The organism is Maribacter sp. PR1 (assembly GCF_028464145.1).
In the GTDB taxonomy this organism is placed as follows: domain Bacteria; phylum Bacteroidota; class Bacteroidia; order Flavobacteriales; family Flavobacteriaceae; genus Maribacter.
The window spans coordinates 11,104-33,552 of sequence record NZ_JAQPCG010000010.1 but is presented as its reverse complement, the minus strand read 5'-3'; the positions used below and the strand labels follow the sequence as shown (position 1 = coordinate 33,552).

The window sequence follows — 22,449 nt, the reverse complement described above, 5'->3', positions numbered from 1 at the left end:
TAATGTCATTTTTATCAATATGACAAAAATTTAGCTTAGTTTCACTTTGGTATTAAAATTTTATCTTGGATTTATTCGAAGTAAATAATTCCTACTTCTCTTTTTTTAAAATTCTTACCAAGGATGCCAAATCATCCTCATTATTGTAAAAGTTGAAACTGATTCTTATTCCGTGGCCTCTTTGCGAACAGAGTATATCGTTATCAGTTAGCTTCTTGTACATTTTTTCATCCGCCTTGATGTTAAAGATGGTACTATGTACTTTCCGTTCTACGATATTTTCGTCCAATACTCCCAGTGCCGCTAACTCCTTTTTAACTTTTTTGGACAAAATCTCATTGTGATCGGTAATGTTATCCATCCCTATACCATTTAAATAGTCAAGTGAGAATTTTAAACTACCAAAATTAAGACTGGACAAATGACCAGGTTCTAATTTCTTGGCTAGCGTTAAAGTATCTTTATTCTTGTAATTTCCGTTGGCGGCATTAAAACCTATAGTAGGTACCGAAAATTCCTCCGCAGCATTCTCACCTAAAAGCATAAAACCATTGCCATAACCGGACAATAACCATTTATATCCACTAGCACCTAAAACATCGATACCGGAAGTCTTAAAATCAAATGCCGAGGCACCACAAAATTGAGTGCCATCGGCAATTATCAATACATCAGGATTGGCTTTTTTTAAACGTTTAATAAATTCCAGATCAATGAAAAACCCGTCTAACCATTGCACAATGCTGAAGGCAAAAACATCTATGTTTTCGCTTTTCACGGCTTCCTCAATTTCTGCCTCGACATCGGAAGTAATCTTTAAGACCTTGGTCTTGAATTTCCTACTTTCAAAAGGCCAATTTAGTGATGGGTAATCATTCTCTAGAAGCAGTACTTTTTTTTTGGTGTCCAACCCTTCCAAGAGTAAGTTCAACCCTATTGAAAAGTTATAAACCAAGGCCACATTTTCTTTCTTGCAATTAAAAAAACTACCGATGGTTGCTCTGGTATCGGTCAAAGTTTTTAGTGTATGCTCCCACAATTCACTTCCATGCAGAAGAAAATCCAAATCATGTTCCTGTCTCCAGTCTATTAAGGAATCATATAGTGGACCATAGACGGCGGTATTTAAATAGGTACTTTTTCTAAGGACAGGAAATTCCTTTGCAATTTTTTCCATAGCTTATATTTTGAAAAAGATGTCTTTGCATCAATAGCGAATATCTCTTTCCACATTTAATTAACTTTGCTCTCTAAAGATAGCCATAGCAATTTATATGGTCCGCTTTTTGTTGATTGATTAAAAATGAAAACCGTGAAAAAAATTATTATGATAGCTGCTGCCGGTGAGGACAACTCACTTGGAAAGGACAATGACCTATTATGGCATCTACCTGATGATTTTAAACGATTTAAACGATTAACTTCTGGCCATAAAATTATTATGGGAAGAAAAACGTTTGAAAGTTTTCCAAAACCGCTACCCAACCGTACACATATCATTATTACAAGAGATGAAAACTATACTACAAACTATGACCATTGTATTGTGGTACACTCCATTGAGGATGCATTAAATCTAATATCCAACGAAGAAGCCTATATAATCGGCGGTGGTGAAATCTATAAGCAAGGAGAAGAATACTCCGACTTCATTGAGTTAACCCGAGTTCATGGGCAATTTGAAGCGGACACCTATTTTCCTGAAATTGATGAAGACATTTGGGAAGTGATTGAAAAAGAATATCACCCCAAAGATGAAAAGCACAAATTCGATTTTACATATGTCACTTATGAGAGAAGGCCATAATTTTCAAGGTTTTTGAATTAATTCTAAAAATCCAAGTAGCTTGTAGTTACCTCCGAGGCACTCGTTTTTACAAAACGTTCTAAAACTTCTGTACCTGTATTTGTATAAAACTGATGTGTACCGACCTCAACACTGCTGCTCAATAATTTTTGCTTCTTAAGAATGGCCATGGTTTGTCTGGCAACCGCTTCTCCAGAATCAATAATTAGGACATCCTCTGGCAGTAATTCTTTTAAAATCGGAATTAAATAAGGATAATGGGTACAGCCCAAGACCAAATAATCGATTCCCTTATCCAGCATGGGTTGAACAAATTCAATCAATAGTGATTTAAGAGCATCACTTTTCAAGTCTCCTTTTTCTATTAATTCCACTAAGCCCTTTCCTTGCCTTTCAATGATTTCAATACCCGCGGCATGGTTTTGACTAGTACTATGAAAAAGTGCACTTGTTAAGGTACCTCGAGTAGCCAAAACACCAACTTTCTTTGATTTTGAGTTTAAGGCCGCTGGTTTAATTGCCGGTTCAATTCCAATAAATGGAACTGGGTAATTTTGTCTTAAATAGTCTATGGCATTAGTCGTAGCCGTATTGCAAGCCACAACTATTATTTTACAGTTTTGTGCAATAAGCAATTCTGAATTCTTGATGCTCAAATCCAGTATTTCCCTAGGGGATTTTTCTCCATATGGAGCATTTTTACTATCTGCCAAATAAATACAACTTTCATAAGGCATCTGTTTGTTAATCTCCTTCCATATAGAAGTACCACCTACTCCAGAATCAAAAATACCTATGGGGCTTTTGCTCATATTAATTGTTATCGCAACACCTCTGAAATTGGTTTACCTGTAGTTCCGCTAGGGAACGAAATTCCTAATAAAGCAGATATGGTAGGAGCTATATCGGGAATTTCGGTTCGTTCCACTGTACTACCACTTTTAATTCCCTTTCCAAAAAAGAGTAAAGGGGCATGTGTATCGTATATCTGGGGAGAACCATGTGTGGAACCTGTTTTGGAATAGCTTATTGTACCCGGCTTTAGAACTAATAAAACATCTCCTGATCTTTTCTGGTTATAGCCGTTTTGTAAGATATAAGGAATTCCTGTTGTATAGTTATTCTGCCACATTTGATATCCTGTGTACACCCTATCTATATAATCGTAACTTAAAAATTCTTTAGCTATATCCTCTTGAACCTCACTAACATCCAAATCCAGATTCTTTATAATTTTATGGTCCAAGAAAAATTGGTAATTGGAAAAATTCTTGATGATATCCTCGGTCCCGTATTTATACTTTAAAAATTCCGAGAACCTATTCTTGGTCGCAGTATTATCAACATAGCCCGCAGGAATTCTTGTTGATAGCAAATACGAAGGTACATCAATAGCTCCGTGATCCGCAGTTAAAAACACGGTGTACTCCCCTTCTCCCACATTTTTGTCAAGTGCTTTGAATACACGTTCCAAATCCAAATCTAACCTTATATAAGTATCTTCTACTTCTTTGGAATTAACACCGAACATATGCCCTACATAATCCGTACTGGAAAAGCTTATGGCCAAAAAATCAGTTATGTTATCTTTTCCCAATTCTTCCTGTTTAAGCGCTTCAATTGCAAAATCGGCGGTTAAACTATTGCCATAAGGCGTATCTTTAATAACATCAAAATCTTTGGTTTTATCCAATAAGTTTTGTGGGTTGTGAGGAAAAGTTGAAGTGGTCTCGTCATCAAATAGACCTTCAAAAGTATTCTCATCCAATCCACTTTCCACATACGTATTAATATCCCGCAGCGTGTTCCAAGCTTTTTTATAGGACTGTACGGTTCCAGAACTATTAAATTCATTTACCCATTTCGGCAAAGCATCCATATAATAGGTACTCGTAATCCATTTTCCTTCATTACCCCCATAAAACCAATAAGCAGCGTTGGCCGTATGTCCGCCAGGGAGCACTGCCCCCCGATCCTTTAAGGCAATGGCAATAGTCTTACCACGCATCTGGGTATGTAATCTTAATTCGTCCGTAACCGTGGTTACATTCATGCGATGCGGTGACATTTGTCCGGCATCTGAAGTTGTACCTACCGATGCATAGGTATCATCGGAGGCACAATAAACTTCGATATCGTTTTCTTTATCGTACCAATTGTTACCTATAATTCCATGGGTAGCTGGTGTCGTTCCCGTATAAACTGATGTATGTCCGGGTCCCGTACTTGTTGGTGCATAATTAAAGTGATTGTTTTTACAATTGAAACCTTCTTTTACCATTCTTTTAAAACCCCCTTCTTCAAATTGATCATAAAAACGTGTCAGATAATCGTATCGCATTTGGTCCACAACTATACCGACCACCAATTTGGGTCGCGACCTTAATTTTGCATCATCCTCAACGTTATTTCTTCGCTGCGAATAGCAAAATGAAAAAGATAAAATACTTAATAAAAATGTGAGGGAAATTGATGGTAGACTAATTTTCATACTTAAAATATTGTAGTGTAAAAATAAAGAAAATAGCCCTTAAAAAATGAAATGGAAGTTAAATCAAATCCTTTATTGTTATTTTTACGATAAGAAATCTATTTTTAGTAAATGAACTATTTAGCGTCGATTGGCAGCTATTCCATAATGATCGTAGAGGTTTTTAGAAAGCCCACCAAATGGCGTATAATGAAATCCCTGATTTTAAAGGAAATAGATGAATTGGTTTATGGGTCACTTGGCATCATTATTTTTATCTCCTTCTTTATTGGTGCGGTTGTAGCCATACAAACTGCTTTAAACCTGACCAGTCCAATAATACCACGAAGTCTTATTGGGTTTGCTACAAGACAATCCGTAATATTAGAGTTTGCTCCAACCTTTGTATCCATAATTATGGCGGGGAAAGTAGGTTCTTACATTACCTCGAGTATTGGAACCATGAGAGTAACGGAACAAATCGATGCTTTGGAGGTTATGGGGGTCAACTCCCTTAACTATTTAGTATTTCCTAAAATAATCGCGATGTTATTCTATCCCTTTGCCATTGCAATCTCCATGTATGTAGGAATATTTGGAGGGTGGTTGGCAGGTGTATTTGGAGGATTTTTAACCAGTGCCGATTTTGTTACTGGTCTCCAGACCGATTTTGTTCCATTTCATATCGCCTATGCCTTTATAAAAACCTTAATTTTTGCCTTTATTATTGCTACCATTCCTTCTTTCCATGGATATTATATGAAAGGTGGTGCACTTGAAGTTGGTAAGGCCAGTACAACATCTTTTGTATGGACCAGTGTTGTAATTATTATCTTAAACTATTTACTAACACAATTGTTACTGGGCTAATGATAGAGGTGAACGACATACACAAATCATTCGGTAAATCCCATATTCTAAAGGGTATAACCACCGTATTTGAAAAAGGAAAAACAAATCTCATTATAGGTCAAAGTGGATCCGGAAAGACTGTTTTTCTTAAATGTCTTTTGGGATTGTTCTCGCCAGAAGAAGGTAGTATCGTTTACGATGGTAAGGCATATTCAAGTCTTACGGAAAATGAAAAAAGAGATTTACGACAAGAAATGGGCATGGTTTTTCAAGGGAGTGCCTTGTTTGATAGTATGACCGTAGAAGGCAATGTAAAGTTTCCGTTGGAAATGTTTACCAAACAATCCAACTCAGAAATGGAAGATCGGGTGAATACTGTTTTGGCCCGAGTAAATTTGGTAGACGCCCATAATAAATTTCCAGCTGAAATTTCAGGGGGTATGCAAAAAAGAGTCGCCATAGCAAGGGCCATCGTCATGAATCCCAAATATCTTTTTTGTGATGAACCTAATTCTGGTCTAGATCCTAAAACGGCCATTTTAATTGATGACCTTATAAAGGAAATCACGGAAGAATATAATATTACCACCATCATCAACACGCACGATATGAATTCCGTAATGCAAATAGGTGAAAAAATCCTCTTTCTTAAAGATGGACTCAAAGAATGGGAAGGCACCAAGAATGAAATCTTTAAAACCGATAACGAAGCCGTCACCAATTTTGTTTATTCCTCCGATCTCTTCAAAAAGGTTAGACAAATGTATATTGAAGAACGTAATTAGTCTGCAATTACTTCCTTAATTTGAATCTTGTCATTGTTCAAGCGGAGCTTAAGCCAATCCTGTAATTTTTGGGCGTCTTTTTCGGTCTGATTCCTTCTAGCCTCCTTTTTCCATGTTATTTCAAATACAGGAATTGTATCTGTTTTTTCAAAGTCCGTAGATATGAGATAGGAATATCCCAAACGCGATAAGTTTTCGTAGTTCGTTTTAGCTTCCAAGCTAATATCCTTAAATGGGATTTGACCTGATGCACTTTTATTCAACCTAGACAGTTCACCTTCCAAAAAGGCGATTTTTTCATCCTTGCTGTTCAATTGATTTTTCTGGGTCTCATACAACTCGTTTACATACTTAAGTTGATCAATTTCCTCATTCTGACCGCCTTGGATTATTTCCAATTCCGTATTTTTTAGTCTTGGGTTGTCGGTCATTTTACCACGCCAGGTAGCAATTATATTTTCTGGAATAGCTTCATTTCCCATAAAGACCAATTCGATTATTGAATTATTCCCATTATTATATTCTAAATCCGTAAAGTCCTCCAAAAATCGGCCCTGTCCCGAAAATTGATAGGGTGCAACGTTTTCGTCTATGAAAATATTCGCTTGCTTCCTAAATAAGGATTCTTGTAATGCATTCCAAAACGTGATACCAGCCGGTATCATCACTGCGATAGCAACAACGGATGCCAATCTAGCAATGAGCCTACGCCTTTTGGAATTTACATAGCGTACCATTGGAAACTTGAGCAACTTAATGACCAAAAAGGTGGCCAAAGCAATAAAAATGGTATTAATGGTAAATAAATACATGGCACCGCCCGCATAATCCCAATTACCGATGGCCAAACCGAAGCCAACCGTACATAAGGGTGGCATTAAAGCGGTGGCAATGGCCACACCAAAAATAACACTGGCTATGGTACCCTTTTTTGCTCTGGCTATGACAAGTGCCAAACCACCAAAAAAGGCAATAAGTACATCCCGTATATCTGGGGCAGTTCTTGCCAATAGCTCTGATGATTCGTCCTGTAAAGGAAAAAATTTAAAAAAGAGAAAAGCGGTCAAGACACTTAGGACCACCATAACCCCAAAGTTTTTCAAGGATCTTTTTAAGGTGTCTATATCATTGATCCCCACGGACATCCCTATCCCCAAAATGGGTCCCATTAGCGGAGAAATTAACATGGCGCCTATTACCACCGCGGTGGAGTTTGCATTCAAACCAATGGATGCAATGAAAATGGAGCAAATAAGAATCCAGGAAGTATGCCCCTTAAAGGGAATGTCGGCAATTATGGCCTCTTTGGTAGCATCTTGATCGGTATTCGTTCTTATGTCCAAAAGTTCAGATAGAAACTTTTTGACACTTCCGAGCAAACCTTGAAAATCCTTTTTTACCTCGTCACCGCTATCTTGGGAATTATCGGTTGGGGTTACATTGTCTTGACCAAATTTATCTTGCATAGTTAAGCGTAATTATCACCAAATTTTTCCTTGACCGAATTTAGCACCTTTTTTATGTCTTGTTCCTTAGCTTTAGGATAGATTAAAAGTACGTCTTCCTTATCAACTATGATATAATCTTTTAATCCGTCCACAACAACTATTTTCCCTTTTGGTGAACGTATCATATTACCGGTAGCGTTTTCTGATAACAACTTGGCGTTGACTACTGCATTCCCAGTATCATCTTTATCCAACTTATCGAATAACGAACCCCATGTACCCAAATCATTCCAATCAAAGGTAGCCCCCAAAACATAAATTGCTTCGGATTTTTCCAATATGGCGTAATCAATGGAAATATTTTCAGCTTTGGGGTAGTTTTCGGCTATAAACCCTTTTTCCCCTGCTGTGTTCAAATGAGAGGTACCGTCATTAAAGAGTTTGAATTGGCTAGGCTGATATGCTTTAAAGGCATTTACAATTGTGGAAACACTCCACATAAAAATACCCGCATTCCATAAGAAATTTCCTTGTACCAAAAAGTCTTTTGCAGTTTCGTAATCCGGTTTTTCCCGGAATTGACTTACTTTTTTAATTTGATTTTCGTCCGATTTATCAAATTCAATATAACCAAATCCGGTATTGGGAAAAGTAGGTTTAATTCCCAAAGTACAAAGAACATCTTCCTTTTCACATTTTTCAAAACAAGCGGTTACATTTGCGGCAAAAGCTTCTTCATCCTCTATCCAATGATCACTGGGTGCCACGATCATAACACCATTGGGATTCATTTTCTGAATTTTCAGTGCCGCATACAAAATACAAGGAGCCGTGTTGCGCATGGCAGGTTCTAAAACTATCCGATCTTGTTTTACCAAAGGTAATTGCTCCAAAACCAATTCATTGTACCGTTCATTGGTAAGAATCAATATATTCTCGGTGGGAATAAACTTATTTAGTCGTTGAAAGGTTTTCTGAATCAATGTTGTTCCCGTTCCCAACATATCATGGAACTGCTTTGGATACTCTGTGGTACTGATGGGCCAAAATCTTGATCCCACGCCACCGGCCATCAAAACGGCATAATAATTTTTGTTCATCTCAACTATTTATAAGTTCAACTTCGGCATTGGGTTGAAACAGGTATACCTTTCCTGTTTTAATCTCAACACATTCAAACCTTTTCACTTTCTTATTACCTTTCCTAAAAAACTTTCCGTTGTAAATTCTAAAAACACTTCCGAAAGGTAGTTGAAAAACGTAGGTTTTATCGGTTTGTTGTTTATCAAATTGTTGTAAAGCTATGGACAATCTAGCATCCGTACTACTACTTGCCTTAGGATTTTTAAAGTGTAGCGCTAATAGAGGCAAGAGTTTGGATGGAAATATTTCAGGTCTTAGCAAAGGCAGCATCAAAACTTGAAAAGTTCGCTTCCACTCTATTCCATGTGGCTTTATTCTTCGTCCATATTTTTCAAATGCTACCAAATGGGCAATCTCATGTACCAAGGTAATTAAGAAACGATATTTGTTTAAGGTGGCATTAACGGTGATCAAATGTTTACCATTGGAAAGTCTTCTGTAGTCCCCATGTCTGGTAACTCTTTCATTCACTATTTTCAAGTGGACGGCATTTACTTTAATCAGTTCCATACATGAATTTACAGCGCGTTCCGGTAAATATTTTCCAAGGACCTGTTCCATCCAAACAAAAATACCTGAAAATTTTTATTTATTTTGAAATGTTGGTTTTCGACGGATATAAAAACTTACCTCCATCAAACATCATGGGAATTTTTTACAAGAATAGGAAACGGTTAGACATTACAACAAACTATGGTGTGGAGCTGGATACTTGAATTAATTTACCGTTAAAAAGTTTGTTGGCGTTCAATGCAAAATCCTTGATGTAGCGCGCCATTTCCAATGGGGTTACCGGAGCCTGATAGCCTGGAAAAGCCTCTTCGAGCATTTCGGTCTGAACCGCACCAAGGGCGAGTACATTAAATGAAGGACCCGTTTCCTTATATTCCTCCGCCAAAAGCTCGGTTAATGTGATGACGCCCCCCTTACTGGAACTATAAGCGGAAAGCCCGGGAAACTTTGCACTACCCTGAACACCGCCCATTGAACTAACAGTAACGATATGACCTGACTTTGTCATAAAAGGAATTACCAATTTGTTCATGGCCGTTACACCAAAAACATTGACCTCATACACTTTTTTAAATTCTTCTAAAGTAGTTTCGGAAAAAGGTTTGTTCAGTAGCGCACCCGCATTATTAATTAATATATCTACTTTTTTCCAATCATCAACTAAAAATTGTTCCACACGATCAAAGTCGGACGCTTTGGAAAGGTCGAAGGAAAACGCGGTTATATTTTTATGGTCTAGATTTTCAATCGTTTGTTCATTTCTTGAAAGTGCCAAAACGGAGTGCCCTTCATCGGCAAATAATTTTGCCATTTCAAAACCAATACCCCTGCTGGTCCCTGTTATGATTATGTTCGCCATTACTTATATTTTATTTCTCTAGTGTTTGCATTGGCCATACCTTCTACGATGGGAATCATTTTGTTGACTACCCTTGCCATGTGCTCATAGTCCATTTCTGTCGATTCATCGTCCACATTGTGATAATAGGGGAAATTGGTAAAATCGAATGTACTATAGGTCTGCGAGGGTATATTGAATTCTTGGTGAAAAGCATAATTATCCGACCTTTTGAATAGATTAAATTCTTTGGCCTTTGGAAGAAAACCAACCACTTTTTCGCCCGCATACCTATTACTAACCTCAGCCAGGTTAGACAGGTCATATCCCGTTAAATAAACCAAATGATCCTTAGCGACCATTGGAACACCCATCATTTCGTAATTAAGCATTGCGTAAACATCAATACCCTGTTCCTTAAGTTTTTTTGCTAAATGTTTAGAGCCTAACAGCCCCTTTTCCTCTGCACTGAAAAAAGCAAAAATCAAACTTCTTTTATTTGATTTTTCATTTCCGAAATATCTAGCCAATTCCAATAAAGTTGAAGTTCCCGATGCATTGTCGTTGGCCCCATTGGCTATATCGTCCCCGTTCTCCGGGTTTACAATGCCCAAGTGATCATAATGAGCTCCCAAAACAACATACTCATTTTTCAACTTGGGGTCGGTTCCCTCTAAAATTCCAACGACATTAAAAGCGATATCATCAAAATTTTCTAAGGTATCCTTATAGGTCTCAAAATATGGATTGATACCATTGGAATCCAGAATATCCGCTATAAACATGGCTGCCTTGGCAATGCCCTCACTACCAGTTCCCCTACCCTGCAACGCATCCGAAGCCAAATAATCCATGAGTACTGCTATATCCGCTGCGTTTGAAAAATCCTCGTTTGTTCCTTTTCCACTTTTTGGTGGCATTTCTTCGTTGGAGGAATTATTTTCACTTGAAACAACCCTTCCTTTATGACCCTCGGGCCCATCAGGATTTAGTACAGTTTCAGTATTCACCTTTTTGGAACCGCAAGAGGATAATAAAACGACAAAAAGTAAGCTTAGGAAATATTTCATAGCATGATTTTATAAGGATAAAGATAAAAAAAGCATCCCCGAAAAGGGATGCTTTTACCTATTACTTAATTCGAAAACCTGTTTATGCAAGCATAGTAACCGGGTTTTCAACAAAATATCTTAGTGTCTGTAAAAATTGAGCCCCCACTGCGCCATCTACGGTTCTATGGTCACAGGCCAAGGTCAGTTTCATGGTATTACCAACTACAATCTCCCCATTCTTAACCACGGGTTTCTCTACAATTGCACCTACGGATAAAATTGCAGAATTGGGCTGATTTATGATCGAGGTAAACTCTTGTATACCAAACATACCCAAATTAGATACTGTAAAGGTGCTACCTTCCATTTCCGAAGGGGCAATTTTCTTGCTCCGCGCTTTCCCTGCCAAATCTTTAACAGCAGCCCCTATCTGGGTCAGTCCAAGTAAATCGGCATGTTTTACCACTGGGACTACCAAGCCTTCGTCGACCGCTACGGCCACTCCCATATGTATATGGGTATACTGTTTTGTGGTATCTCCGTTCCATGTCGTATTGACCTGCGGATGTTTTCTTAAGGCCATCGCACAGGCTTTAAGAACCATATCGTTAAAGGACACCTTAATATCCGGCAAACTGTTTATTTGCGCTCTGGAGGCTATGGCATTGTCCATATCCACTTCTATAGTCAGGTAAAAATGTGGAGCCGCGAATTTGGAATTGCCCAACGCCTTGGCAATTGCCTTTCGCATATTAGAATTCTTGGTTTCTTCCACACCTTCTTCACCGGATGGAATTGCCATGGAGACTGCAGGTGCCGTTGCAGCTGCCTTATCAGTTTGGGCTACAGCTTTTGGAGCTTCTTCCGGCTTAAAGTTTTCTATGTCCTTTTTAATGATCCTCCCATTATCACCGGTACCGGAAACTTTGGACAAATCTATACCTTTATCCTCCGCTATTTTTTTGGCCAAGGGCGATGCAAAAATTCGATTGCCATCAGATGTCACCGATTTCGAATCTGTAGAAGATTTATCTTCAGTTTCTTTTTGCTTTGGTGCTTCTTCTTTTTTTGTTTCGGAATCGGAACTTTTATTGGATTCCTTAGGTTTGGAATTTAACACGGCGTCAACGTCGGTTCCTTCCGGTCCTATTACCGCCAATACAGCATCTACTGGAGATGACTCACCTTCTTGTATCCCTATATAAAGTAACTTACCGGAATAGAAGGACTCAAATTCCATCGTGGCCTTATCCGTTTCGATTTCTGCCAAAATATCACCTTCCTCAACATCGTCCCCTACTTGCTTTAACCAGCTGGCAACCGTTCCCTCTTCCATGGTGTCACTAAGACGAGGCATCTTTACAATTTCAACTCCTTCGGGAATCTCACCACCTGCAGACTCCTCTACCTCATCACTTGAAGAATCACTTGATTCTTCTTCAGTTGTTTCTTCCTTTTTTTCTTGACTATCACCTTCACCGTTCAACATACCGGAAATATCCTCACCTTCTTCACCAATTATGGCCAGCAACGTATCAACAGGGGCACCATCTCCTTCTTTAATACCAATATGGAGCAAGGTCCCTTCATGAAAGGATTCGAACTCCATGGTAGCCTTATCCGTTTCAATCTCTGCCAAGATATCGCCTTCCTCAACTTTATCACCTACATTTTTCAACCACTTTGCAACGGTACCTTCTTCCATGGTATCGCTTAATCGCGGCATGTTTATTATTTCTGCCATTTAATTACAATTTATGTTGAACGAATGGAAAATCTTCTTGCTCATAAACCATATCGTACAATTGCTGTACGGGTGGATAATCCGATTTCTCTGCAAACTCTTCGCACTCCTTAACCGATTCCTTGACTTTTTTGTCAATTTTTTTAATTTCCTCGTCGGTAGCGTATTTTTTCTCTTTTATTATATCCAACACCTGCGTTATCGGATCTATCTTTTTATATTCCTCTACTTCATCCTTTGTCCTGTAATGTTGTGCATCTGACATGGAATGACCTCTATATCTGTAGGTCTTCATCTCCAAGAAGGTAGGTCCTCCACCCGTACGCGCCCTTTCTATAGCTTTACTCATTTCTTGGGCTACGGTAACGGGATTCATTCCATCCACGGGACCGCATGGCATCTCGTAACCTAAACCTAATTTCCAGATATCCGTAGAAAAGGAGGTTCTTGCAACTGAAGTACCCATGGCATATCCATTATTCTCACAAATGAAAACGACCGGTAGTTGCCATAGCATGGCCAAGTTGAAGGTTTCGTGAAGTGACCCTTGCCTTACCGCTCCATCTCCCATATAGCACAAAGTTACCGCATCACTACCATGATATTTATCGCCAAATGCCATACCTGCACCTAAAGGGATTTGTCCCCCTACAATACCATGTCCACCATGAAAACGATGCTCTTTGGAAAAAATATGCATGGAACCGCCCATTCCTTTAGACGTTCCCGTTACTTTTCCATATAATTCAGCCATAACTCTCTTTGGATCCACTCCCATGCCAATGGGTTGCACGTGGTTCCTATAGGCAGTAATCATTCTGTCCTTTGTAAGGTCCATCGCATGCAGGGCTCCCGCCAATACCGCTTCCTGACCATTATATAAGTGAAGAAAACCTCTTACTTTTTGTTGAATGTATACAGCTGCGAGCTTATCCTCAAACTTTCGCCAAAACAGCATGTCCTCGTACCATTTCAAATAAGTTTCCTTGGTGATTTTTTCCATCGATTTATAAAATTAAAACAAATTAATCGGACTCAAAAGTAATGTTCAAGAAGTACATCACAAGTGAACAAAAATACACATATAAATGAATGGATAAAAATAATAGAAATAAAAGCTAGAAGAAATTATAGCCTTAACAAAAATAGCCAATTCCTTGTTTTAACGAAAGACTAAATCAATTGGTTATTTTAAATAGGTATTATTGAATCCTAGGGGTAAAATATCTGCTATGGAATTACATTGAATAATCTTACCTTGGGCACCCATCATCAATATCTTAATAGGTTTTTCTTGCTTGAACTCATACTCAAAAATGGATTGTCTACAATTACCACAGGGTGCAGCAGGCTCACTTACCTGATAATCTTTAGATGAAGCCGTTATAGCTATTGCCTCTATAGTAATTCCAGGAAATTTAGCACCCGCTTGAAATACCGCAACGCGCTCAGCACAAAGTCCGGACGGGTAAGAGGCGTTCTCTTGGTTGCTACCGATTACAATTTCACCATTTCGCAATAAAACTGCAGCACCTACTTGGAAATTGGAATATGGTGCATAGGCATTTGCTCTCGCTTCCACTGACATTTCAATCAATTTCCTATCATGCTCGGCCAAATCTACCAATGCGTCATACACAACAATATCAAAACTAATTTTTTTAATCTCTGCCATGTTGCTAAGGTAATTTATTATTGACTTAAACAAAGGAACCCGCAATATGCGGGTTCCTTTGTTTTTAAAATTTTACTATTAATCGTTATAGTATTCTTCGCCCAAACTAAACGTTAAGGCAAATCTCAATGTGTTTTCCAATGGATTTCTAACTTGTGAAGTAGAGAACAGATAGGACAGATCTATTTGAGCGGCTTTAAATTTGAAGCCCGCTCCTAAAGTAAAGAACTTCCTAGAACCCTTTTCCTCACTCTCGTTAAAATATCCAGTCCTTACCATAAACGAATCTTGGTAGCTGTACTCTGCACCCAGCGCCCATGTAAACTCTTTTAACTCCTCACTGAAACCATCAGGAGCATCCCCGAAAGATCCAAAGATTCCGCTAAAACCTGTTTCATTCTGGTAAATATCATTATCCGCAGAATCAATATCACCATCACCATCAAAATCTTGAGGAGTTGGAACCAACAATTTATTGAACTCCGTGGTTATTCCTATAACATTATCTTGGTCCAAAATAAAATCAAAACCAGCTCCAAATTTTAAATTACTCGGTAGAAAATTTTCTTGACCACCCTCATCATACTGTATTTTTCCACCTATATTGGAAATATTGAAACCTGCCCTCCAACGACCATCGAAGTTATTATAGGCTATTTCTCTTGACCTATAGTAACCTGCCACGTCAACAGCAAAGGAACTGGCGGCTTGGGAATCCACAGTTCCATTTTGAGGCAACTTCAAGTTAGATCTAATAAACCTACCTGCAACGGCCATGGAAAAAGTTGGACTCAATTTTAAGGAATAAGAGCCATCCAAAGCCAATTCGTTCGGTTTGGCCAGAGTGCCTGGGTCATTTGCAAATTGCCTTAACTCTATTTCGCCTAATGTAAAATATCGTAAACTAACTGCGAAGGCACTTTGCTCATCTATTTTATTGTAAAAACTGGCGTTAAGCAGTGATATATCAGTGATTATACTTTCTAAATATGGCGTATAACTTACACCGATTCCCATTTTACGTTCAGCAAAGGCGAACTTTGCAGGGTTCCATTGCTGGGAAAAAGCATCTGTAGAGGTGGCTACACCCATATCACCCATGCCAGCAGAACGGGCATCAGCGGCTATTGTTAAAAATGGAACTGCCGTTGTTATCACCCTTTGATCTTCCTGGGCACTTGTTTTCACTAAAAACAATAACAATAAAATAATTGGAAGTTTTTTCATTTCGAATTATATAAAGTAGGTCAAATTAATTTTCAATTTTATAGGTAAACGTTATTTTCCATATAATCTTGCTCCAAATACATTTATTTTTCTTAGTACTTCTCTTTTAGGTTATGATTTATCACTTTCTACACTTTAATTAAATCTAGTTTACCCATTAATATACTATTACAGCGTTTGGTACGTTATTCCTGTTAGATAGAACCATTTAAAAATGCAACTTACCATGTTGAAGTTAAAAATGTTTTGCTCGATGAAATATTATAACCAAAACATCGTTTTAACCAGCGAAAGCGACATAAATTAATTAAAATCCAAATCAATTAGACTAACAAACCATTAGTTTAAACAGATTGAACTCAAGTCCTAATTATGAAAAAACAGTTTATTAAAGTTTTACTCTCATGCACCGTAATTGCGGGAGGTTTTACAGTAACCAGCTGTTCCAAATCTTCATCCTCCAAAAATGTGTCAAGAGCTACAGGTTGGAAGATAAATGAAAAGGAAGGTGGTTTTCAATACAATACAGATTTCAAAGAACAGGAAACAGCTCCTGGTTTGGTGTTTGTGGAAGGTGGAACCTTTACAAAAGGAAAAGTACAGGATGATGTAATGCATGACTGGAACAACACGCCTACATCCCAACATGTTCAATCCTTTTATATGGATGAAACTGAGGTGACCAATCTGATGTACTTGGAGTATTTGGATTACCTAAAAAGTGTTTACCCACCGGAAAATCCAAAATATGCCAATATATATAAGGGTGCATTACCGGATACACTGGTTTGGAGAAACAGGTTAGGTTTTAACGAAACCATGACCAATAACTATTTGAGACACCCAGCTTATGCGGAGTATCCTGTGGTAGGTGTAAATTGGATTCAGGCAACGCAATTTGCAGAATGGAGAACGGATCGTGTAAACGAAGTAATGTTGGAAAGAGAAGGATATCTATCCGAAGATGCAAAATATCAGGCCATAAATGGTGAGGTCGCTGGAACCTTTAGTACAGAAGCCTATCTCAATAGACCAGAATCTGTTTATAACGGACAGATTGACTCCCTTCAAGGTAAAATGAAAAAGGACAGTGTTTCCACATTCGCCAAAAGGAGTAGTGGTATAATTATGCCAGAATACAGACTACCAACGGAAACGGAGTGGGAATATGCTGCACAGGCTCAAGTAGGACAACGAGAGTATAACAACTACAGAGGTCGGAAAAAATATCCTTGGGAGGGAGATTACACAAGAAATGGCCAAAGAGTTGGCCGAGGTGATCAACTTGCCAACTTTAAACAAGGAAAAGGTGATTACGGCGGAATTGCAGGTTGGTCGGACGACGGTGCAGACATTACCGCAGAAGTTATGTCCTACAAACCAAATGACCTAGGTCTTTATGATATGGCCGGTAACGTAGCCGAATGGGTTGCCGACGTATATAGACCAATAGTTGATGATGAAGTAAGTGATTTTAACTATTATAGAGGTAACATTTACATGAAAACAGCAATAGGAGAAGATGGGAAAGTAAATATTCTTAGAGACTCCATTGTTTATGACACTTTACCAAACGGAAAAGTTGTTGCGGTAAATTTACCTGGCGAAATAAAAATGGTTCCTGTTGATGAGGAGGAAACCTATCTTAGAACCAATTTCTCCTCAAGTGACAACAGAGGATATAGGGATGGGGACCCGGGTTCTTCTAGATTCTTTGACCGTTTTAGCGACGAAGAAGAAGATGAAAAACAGTCTATGTATAATTCACCTAAGCATAAAGTCGAGAGAGACTCTACTGGAAAGTTGATTAGACAATACGATCAGTCTAACAATAGAACTTCGTTGATCAATGATGAGGTCCGTGTTTACAAAGGTGGTTCTTGGAGAGATAGAGCCTACTGGTTAGACCCAGCACAAAGAAGATATTTGCCACAATATATGGCCACCGACTATATCGGTTTCAGATGTGCCATGTCCAGAGTTGGTTCTAAATCTAAAACTAAAAACAAAACCGTTAGAGGGAAAAAAGCTAAATAACTTTTCTTCAAGAGATAACTACAAAAGCCCTTTTAATAAAGGGCTTTTTTTTATCTTCGATTTTATGAAAATAATTGAACTCCACAAGATTTTTCTTGATTACCCCAACATATGTACGGACACAAGAAAAATTAAAAAAAATGATATTTTTTTTGCCCTGAAAGGAGATAACTTCAATGGCAACAAATATGCTGATGAAGCTTTGAATAAAGGTGCCTCTTTTGCTATAATTGATGAAAAGAAGTTCTACGGTGACCAAAAAATATTGGTAAAAGATGTCTTAAGTACACTACAAGAACTAGCAAAATTCCATAGAAAATTCAGCAAAGCTAAAGTCATTGGATTAACGGGGAGCAATGGTAAAACAACAACAAAAGAATTAATCAATGCAGTGTTATCTCAAAAATATAAGACCATAGCAACTTCCGGGAATCTAAACAATCATATTGGAGTTCCACTGACATTGTTATCCATTAAAAAAGATACCGAAATTGCAATAGTAGAGATGGGAGCCAACCATCAAAAAGAAATTGATTTTTTAAGTAAACTTACGGAACCAGATTTTGGGTACATTACAAATTTTGGCAAAGCCCACTTAGAGGGCTTCGGCGGAGTAGATGGCGTTATTAAAGGTAAAAGTGAATTATATGATTATCTAATCTCCGAGGATAAAGGAGTTTTCATGAATGCGGATGACTCCATTCAGCAAAAAAAATTAAAAGGATATATAAAAAAATATGGGTTTAGTACTTCGAATCCCAAATTCTATCAAATAAAACTGGTTAGCGCAAATCCCTTTGTAGTTGCGGAGGCAGAACAAACCAAAATATATTCCAACTTAATTGGAGATTATAATTTTACAAATTGCTGCGCTGCTATCCTTATAGGTAAATATTTCAATGTAACCTTGCAAAAAATAAAATCAGGTATTGAAGGCTATACACCCTCGAACAACAGATCCCAGATTATTAAGAAAAACGGGAATCATATTATCTTGGATGCTTATAATGCAAACCCCACGAGCATGAGCGCAGCAATTCTGAATTTTGCCAAAATGAAATCTGAAAATAAAGTGCTTTTTTTGGGCGATATGTTTGAACTCGGTGATTCTGCAAAAGACGAGCATCAAGAAATCGCTTTATTGGCAAGAAAACTAGACTTTGAAAAAGTATATCTAATTGGCAAAAACTTTAATGAAATTGAAAGTAACTACTTGATATTCGAATCTTTCGATGATTTGAAAACCCATCTACTCAAAAACAAAACAATTACAAATTCTTCCATTTTCATAAAGGGGTCCAGGGGAATGGCACTAGAAAGAATACTGGAATTGCTATAAATAATTACTTTAAGGTAGTCTTTCATTTAAAAGGTTGTGGGATATACTGGATTCGAACCAGTGACCTCTGCCCTGTCAAGGCAGCGCTCTAAACCAACTGAGCTAATATCCCAAAACAGGGCTAAGGTAAAATTTATTTACTATTCTGAAAACTTATTTTAGCCGATATAGTGCTTACCAAGATTTTTAATGGCTTTGCTCCCAAGATTTGAACCATTTTTTATAATTCAACTGAAATTTCTGTATTTCCAAAACTACTGTTATAAAACTGACTTAAATATTGTATTTTTAAGACGGTATGCTGAAAAATAATGAATTACTGAATATTGGATTTACTTGTCTGATACTATTCCTTGTGTCTTGTGGTACCGACATGCCGGAGCCTGTGGAAATTGCCTACCAAGAATTACCTGACAAGGTAGATTTTAATTTTCATGTAAAACCCATTCTCTCCGATCGTTGCTATAGCTGTCATGGACCTGACCCCAATACCCGTAAAGCTGGACTTCGCTTGGACATTGAACAAGAAGCTTTTAAAAAATTATCTAGCGGAAATAATGCCTTTGTTCCTGGTAATCCTGGGAATAGTGAGAGTATAGTAAGAATCTTAAGTACTGAACCAGAAATACAAATGCCTCCGCCCGAATCTAATTTATCTCTTACACCAAGGGAGAAGGCTATGCTTATAAAATGGATTGAACAGGGTTCCGAATGGAAGTCACATTGGGCTTTTGCAAAACCAGAAAAAAGCAAACCTAAACCTGTTGAGAATAAAATTTGGCCATCTAATAATAAAATTGACCAATTCGTTCAACAGCAACTTCAACAAAACGGATTCGAGCCCTCACCAGAGGCCGACAAGGAAAGATTAATTAGAAGGGTTACCATGGATTTAACGGGATTGCCCCCTACCCTTTCAGAAATTGATGCATTTGTAAAGAATGAAAGCCCCAACGCCTATGAAAAAGTAGTTGATAGACTATTACAAACCGATGCCAACGCAGAACGTCTTGCTTTGGATTGGCTAGATATTTCCCGTTATGCCGATTCACATGGTTTACATGCCGATGGTTGGCGTCTTATGTGGCCATGGCGAGACTGGGTCATCAATGCCTTTAAGGATAATATGCCATATGATCGGTTCGTAACTTGGCAATTGGCCGGGGATTTATTACCCAATGCCACAAAAGAGCAAAAGTTAGCTACAGCCTTTAATAGAAACCACCCAATGACAGCAGAAGGTGGGGCCATAGAAGAAGAATTTCGTCTAAATTATGTTTGGGACAGGGCAGAAACAGTTGGAACCGCCTTATTGGGCCTGACTGTAGCCTGTGCACGCTGCCATGACCATAAATTTGATCCCATTTCACAAAAAGATTATTATCAACTGACCGCCTTTTTCAATAACGTTAAAGAACTGGGTATGACAGGTGATGACGGTAATTACGGACCCATGCTGTCCCTACCGGATAAGCAAACTGAAAAGAAACTACAAACCCTTGAAGATTCAATCCAGAAGAAAGAAAAACAATTACAACTTACCAGAAAAGAAATTGCTGACTTAGATACGTTTATAGAACGGTTACCTAATAGTCTAAAAGACGATGGTTTAATTGATCATTACCCTTTGGATATATTAATGAAAAGTGGCAACACATTTTTGATTGACAATAATAAAAAAGCTACCGCTAATAAAGCTCCAAAAATTGTAGCAGGAAAGCATGGAAATGCGATGGAATTCACTGGAGAATATGACGAAATATATCTTCGAAATATTCCAAATTTCGAATGGACAGATACTTTCTCAGGGGCACTCTGGATAAACACAACTAAACGTGAGAATTCCAAAACACAACAACTTTTAGGCACATCTGGAGATAAGAACAATTTCTGGCGGGGGTGGGATTTTTATCTGGATAGCCTTAATTATTTAAATGTTCGTTTAATACATTCACTTCCCCACAATTATATTCACATAAAATCCAAACAATCAATACCGTTAAATGAGTGGAAACATGTAGGCTTTAGTTATGATGGATCAGGAAAAGCCAAAGGATTATCCCTGTTTATAGATGGAAGCAAAGTAGCTATTGAAATAGGATATGACAAATTATATAAATCAATTAAAACTATTAAATCAGCTATCCATACGATTTATAATCAACCCGTAAAAGTTGCTAAAAGTTACCGAGGTTTTACGGGGGAGAACGGGATTTTCAAAGGTGCACTGGATGACATTCGAATATATGAAAGAGAAGTATCCCAAGCAGAAATGTTGGCGTTAGCCTCTTCGGAAAATACCTCGCAACCATTACCTCAAAAACTCGCAAAGGAATTCTTAGTAATGAATTCACCAAAAGGAAACACGATAAAAAAAGAACTAAAAAACCTCAGAAATCAATGGTTACAGTTAATGATGCCCGTAATGGAAGTTATGGTCATGGAGGAAATGCCTGAAAATAGGCAAGCCTTTGCCTATGACCGTGGAGATTATTCCAAGCCCATATATAAAGTCAAAGCCTTGACTCCAGAAGTACTACCAGCCTTCCCGGATGAATATCCAAAAAATAGACTTGGGTTATCCAAATGGCTTTTTTCCAAAGAAAACCCTCTTACAGCAAGAGTCACCGTGAATAGGTATTGGCAGATGTTGTTTGGTAACGGTCTGGTAAGAACACCTCAAGATTTTGGCGTTCAAGGGGATTTACCTTCTCATCCACAACTTTTAGACTGGTTGGCAGTTTCATTTATGGAAAGTAGTTGGGATGTAAAAGCCTTGCTAAAAACTATGGTGATGTCACATACCTATCGCCAATCGTCTAAAGTCCCTATTGAAATGCGAGAAAAAGACCCTAAAAACGTTTTTTTGGCTAGAAGTAATAGTTATCGTCTTCCTGCGGAAATGATACGCGATAATGCCCTAGCTGCGAGTGGATTGTTGGTTCAAAAGCTAGGAGGTGAAAGTGTTAAACCATACCAACCGGGCAATCTTTGGATGGAAAAAAATACGTTTTCCCACATGTTATTGAAGTACGAAGAATCGAAAGGTGACAATCTATACAGAAGAGCCATGTATACTTTTGTTCGGCGAAATTCCCCTCACCCGGCCATGACTGCCTTTGATGCTCCCAATAGGGAAATTTGTACTGTAAAGCGTGAAAACACAAACACACCTTTGCAAGCATTGGTTTTACTCAATGACACAGAGTTCGTTGAAGCATCAAAAGTATTGGCAGAGCGCATGCAAAAGGAAGGTGGCGAATCCTTGGATGCACAAATTTCATACGGGTTCCGACTAGCTGTTAGTCGTTTTCCTAAATCAGAAGAAAAGAGAATACTGAAAGAACTTTATCAGGAACAAGCCAATCGATTTAGAAAGGAGCCAAGAGAAGCACTGGAATTATTATCTGTTGGGCAGAAAGAGATAGACGTGGCTCTAGAAAAAACTAAAACCGCAGCTTTGACCATGGTTGCGAACACTATGCTAAATCATGACGAAGCTTATATGAAACGATAATT

Annotated in this window: 18 protein-coding genes and 1 tRNA gene; 6 read left to right on the top strand and 13 right to left on the bottom strand. The window is 38.1% G+C overall.

Annotated elements, in window-relative coordinates; all coding sequences use genetic code 11:
- Window positions 1-91 precede the first annotated feature (91 nt).
- The gene (locus tag PP182_RS18525; RefSeq protein WP_272652761.1) at window positions 92-1,177 is read right to left on the bottom strand and encodes an aminotransferase class V-fold PLP-dependent enzyme; all 1,086 of its coding nucleotides are present in this window, start codon (window positions 1,175-1,177) and stop codon (window positions 92-94) included.
- Window positions 1,178-1,312: 135 nt separating this feature from the next.
- On the opposite strand from PP182_RS18525, the gene PP182_RS18520 reads away from it, so the two are divergent.
- Window positions 1,313-1,807 (top strand): dihydrofolate reductase, encoded by a 495-nt coding sequence (locus tag PP182_RS18520; RefSeq protein ID WP_272652760.1) that lies wholly within the window; start codon window positions 1,313-1,315, stop codon window positions 1,805-1,807.
- Between the two features lie 23 nt (window positions 1,808-1,830).
- On the opposite strand, the gene murI is transcribed toward PP182_RS18520, so the two are convergent.
- Together murI and pafA are read right to left on the bottom strand one after the other, a co-directional pair.
- Window positions 1,831-2,619, bottom strand: a complete 789-nt coding sequence (murI, locus tag PP182_RS18515; protein WP_272652759.1) for a glutamate racemase — start codon at window positions 2,617-2,619, stop codon at window positions 1,831-1,833.
- An 8-nt stretch (window positions 2,620-2,627) separates the two neighbouring features.
- Window positions 2,628-4,298, bottom strand: coding sequence for an alkaline phosphatase PafA (gene pafA, locus PP182_RS18510; RefSeq protein WP_272652758.1), 1,671 nt, complete (start codon window positions 4,296-4,298; stop codon window positions 2,628-2,630).
- 111 nt (window positions 4,299-4,409) lie between these two features.
- Here pafA and PP182_RS18505 point away from each other — a divergent pair, with 111 nt between their 5' ends.
- Window positions 4,410-5,147 (top strand): MlaE family ABC transporter permease, encoded by a 738-nt coding sequence (locus tag PP182_RS18505; RefSeq protein WP_272652757.1) that lies wholly within the window; start codon window positions 4,410-4,412, stop codon window positions 5,145-5,147.
- Window positions 5,147-5,914, top strand: a complete 768-nt coding sequence (locus tag PP182_RS18500; RefSeq protein ID WP_272652756.1) for an ABC transporter ATP-binding protein — start codon at window positions 5,147-5,149, stop codon at window positions 5,912-5,914. The genes PP182_RS18505 and PP182_RS18500 overlap by 1 nt, the downstream gene beginning before the upstream one ends.
- Here the strand turns inward: PP182_RS18500 and PP182_RS18495 are convergent.
- From PP182_RS18495 to porV, 9 genes are all read right to left on the bottom strand, one after another.
- Window positions 5,911-7,380 (bottom strand): DUF389 domain-containing protein, encoded by a 1,470-nt coding sequence (locus PP182_RS18495; protein WP_272652755.1) that lies wholly within the window; start codon window positions 7,378-7,380, stop codon window positions 5,911-5,913. The two genes, PP182_RS18500 and PP182_RS18495, sit on opposite strands and share 4 nt — an antisense overlap.
- Window positions 7,381-7,382: 2 nt before the next feature.
- Window positions 7,383-8,462: a mannose-1-phosphate guanylyltransferase gene (locus tag PP182_RS18490; RefSeq protein ID WP_272652754.1), complete on the bottom strand. Its 1,080-nt coding sequence runs from the start codon at window positions 8,460-8,462 to the stop codon at window positions 7,383-7,385.
- 1 nt (window position 8,463) lies between these two features.
- Complete coding sequence (locus tag PP182_RS18485) at window positions 8,464-9,066, bottom strand: SprT-like domain-containing protein (protein WP_272652753.1); 603 nt, start codon at window positions 9,064-9,066, stop codon at window positions 8,464-8,466.
- 130 nt (window positions 9,067-9,196) lie between these two features.
- A complete protein-coding gene (locus PP182_RS18480; RefSeq protein WP_272652752.1) occupies window positions 9,197-9,877 on the bottom strand; it encodes an SDR family NAD(P)-dependent oxidoreductase in 681 nt (226 codons plus the stop codon).
- A complete protein-coding gene (locus tag PP182_RS18475; protein WP_272652751.1) occupies window positions 9,877-10,926 on the bottom strand; it encodes a M28 family metallopeptidase in 1,050 nt (349 codons plus the stop codon). The genes PP182_RS18480 and PP182_RS18475 overlap by 1 nt, the downstream gene beginning before the upstream one ends.
- 82 nt (window positions 10,927-11,008) lie before the next feature.
- Entirely contained in the window at window positions 11,009-12,652 is a 1,644-nt protein-coding gene (locus PP182_RS18470; RefSeq protein ID WP_272652750.1) for a pyruvate dehydrogenase complex dihydrolipoamide acetyltransferase, read from the bottom strand.
- A gap of 4 nt (window positions 12,653-12,656) precedes the next feature.
- A complete protein-coding gene (pdhA, locus tag PP182_RS18465; RefSeq protein ID WP_272652749.1) occupies window positions 12,657-13,655 on the bottom strand; it encodes a pyruvate dehydrogenase (acetyl-transferring) E1 component subunit alpha in 999 nt (332 codons plus the stop codon).
- Window positions 13,656-13,838: 183 nt separating this feature from the next.
- Window positions 13,839-14,327, bottom strand: coding sequence for a cytidine deaminase (cdd, locus tag PP182_RS18460; RefSeq protein WP_272652748.1), 489 nt, complete (start codon window positions 14,325-14,327; stop codon window positions 13,839-13,841).
- Between the two features lie 78 nt (window positions 14,328-14,405).
- On the bottom strand, window positions 14,406-15,554 hold the full coding sequence (gene porV, locus PP182_RS18455; RefSeq protein WP_272652747.1) for a type IX secretion system outer membrane channel protein PorV: 1,149 nt from the start codon (window positions 15,552-15,554) through the stop codon (window positions 14,406-14,408).
- Window positions 15,555-15,926: 372 nt separating this feature from the next.
- On the opposite strand from porV, the gene gldJ reads away from it, so the two are divergent.
- On the top strand, window positions 15,927-17,591 hold the full coding sequence (gldJ, locus tag PP182_RS18450) for a gliding motility lipoprotein GldJ (RefSeq protein WP_272652746.1): 1,665 nt from the start codon (window positions 15,927-15,929) through the stop codon (window positions 17,589-17,591).
- Between the two features lie 64 nt (window positions 17,592-17,655).
- Window positions 17,656-18,930, top strand: a complete 1,275-nt coding sequence (locus PP182_RS18445; protein WP_272652745.1) for a UDP-N-acetylmuramoyl-tripeptide--D-alanyl-D-alanine ligase — start codon at window positions 17,656-17,658, stop codon at window positions 18,928-18,930.
- A gap of 37 nt (window positions 18,931-18,967) precedes the next feature.
- Here PP182_RS18445 and PP182_RS18440 read toward each other — a convergent pair.
- Window positions 18,968-19,042, bottom strand: a tRNA-Val gene (locus PP182_RS18440).
- A 186-nt stretch (window positions 19,043-19,228) separates the two neighbouring features.
- Between PP182_RS18440 and PP182_RS18435 the strand changes: the two genes are divergently transcribed.
- Window positions 19,229-22,447: a DUF1553 domain-containing protein gene (locus PP182_RS18435; RefSeq protein WP_272652744.1), complete on the top strand. Its 3,219-nt coding sequence runs from the start codon at window positions 19,229-19,231 to the stop codon at window positions 22,445-22,447.
- Window positions 22,448-22,449: the final 2 nt, after the last annotated feature.

Coding starts and splice junctions, on each gene's coding strand:
- pafA (WP_272652758.1), bottom strand. CDS start 4,298: ATGAAAATTAGTCTACCATCAATTTCCCTCACATTTTTATTAAGTATT.
- PP182_RS18485 (WP_272652753.1), bottom strand. CDS start 9,066: ATGGAACAGGTCCTTGGAAAATATTTACCGGAACGCGCTGTAAATTCA.
- PP182_RS18470 (WP_272652750.1), bottom strand. CDS start 12,652: ATGGCAGAAATAATAAACATGCCGCGATTAAGCGATACCATGGAAGAA.
- PP182_RS18495 (WP_272652755.1), bottom strand. CDS start 7,380: ATGCAAGATAAATTTGGTCAAGACAATGTAACCCCAACCGATAATTCC.
- PP182_RS18505 (WP_272652757.1), top strand. CDS start 4,410: ATGAACTATTTAGCGTCGATTGGCAGCTATTCCATAATGATCGTAGAG.
- pdhA (WP_272652749.1), bottom strand. CDS start 13,655: ATGGAAAAAATCACCAAGGAAACTTATTTGAAATGGTACGAGGACATG.
- PP182_RS18475 (WP_272652751.1), bottom strand. CDS start 10,926: ATGAAATATTTCCTAAGCTTACTTTTTGTCGTTTTATTATCCTCTTGC.
- cdd (WP_272652748.1), bottom strand. CDS start 14,327: ATGGCAGAGATTAAAAAAATTAGTTTTGATATTGTTGTGTATGACGCA.
- PP182_RS18525 (WP_272652761.1), bottom strand. CDS start 1,177: ATGGAAAAAATTGCAAAGGAATTTCCTGTCCTTAGAAAAAGTACCTAT.
- PP182_RS18435 (WP_272652744.1), top strand. CDS start 19,229: ATGCTGAAAAATAATGAATTACTGAATATTGGATTTACTTGTCTGATA.
- porV (WP_272652747.1), bottom strand. CDS start 15,554: ATGAAAAAACTTCCAATTATTTTATTGTTATTGTTTTTAGTGAAAACA.
- PP182_RS18500 (WP_272652756.1), top strand. CDS start 5,147: ATGATAGAGGTGAACGACATACACAAATCATTCGGTAAATCCCATATT.
- PP182_RS18445 (WP_272652745.1), top strand. CDS start 17,656: ATGAAAATAATTGAACTCCACAAGATTTTTCTTGATTACCCCAACATA.
- murI (WP_272652759.1), bottom strand. CDS start 2,619: ATGAGCAAAAGCCCCATAGGTATTTTTGATTCTGGAGTAGGTGGTACT.
- gldJ (WP_272652746.1), top strand. CDS start 15,927: ATGAAAAAACAGTTTATTAAAGTTTTACTCTCATGCACCGTAATTGCG.
- PP182_RS18490 (WP_272652754.1), bottom strand. CDS start 8,462: ATGAACAAAAATTATTATGCCGTTTTGATGGCCGGTGGCGTGGGATCA.
- PP182_RS18480 (WP_272652752.1), bottom strand. CDS start 9,877: ATGGCGAACATAATCATAACAGGGACCAGCAGGGGTATTGGTTTTGAA.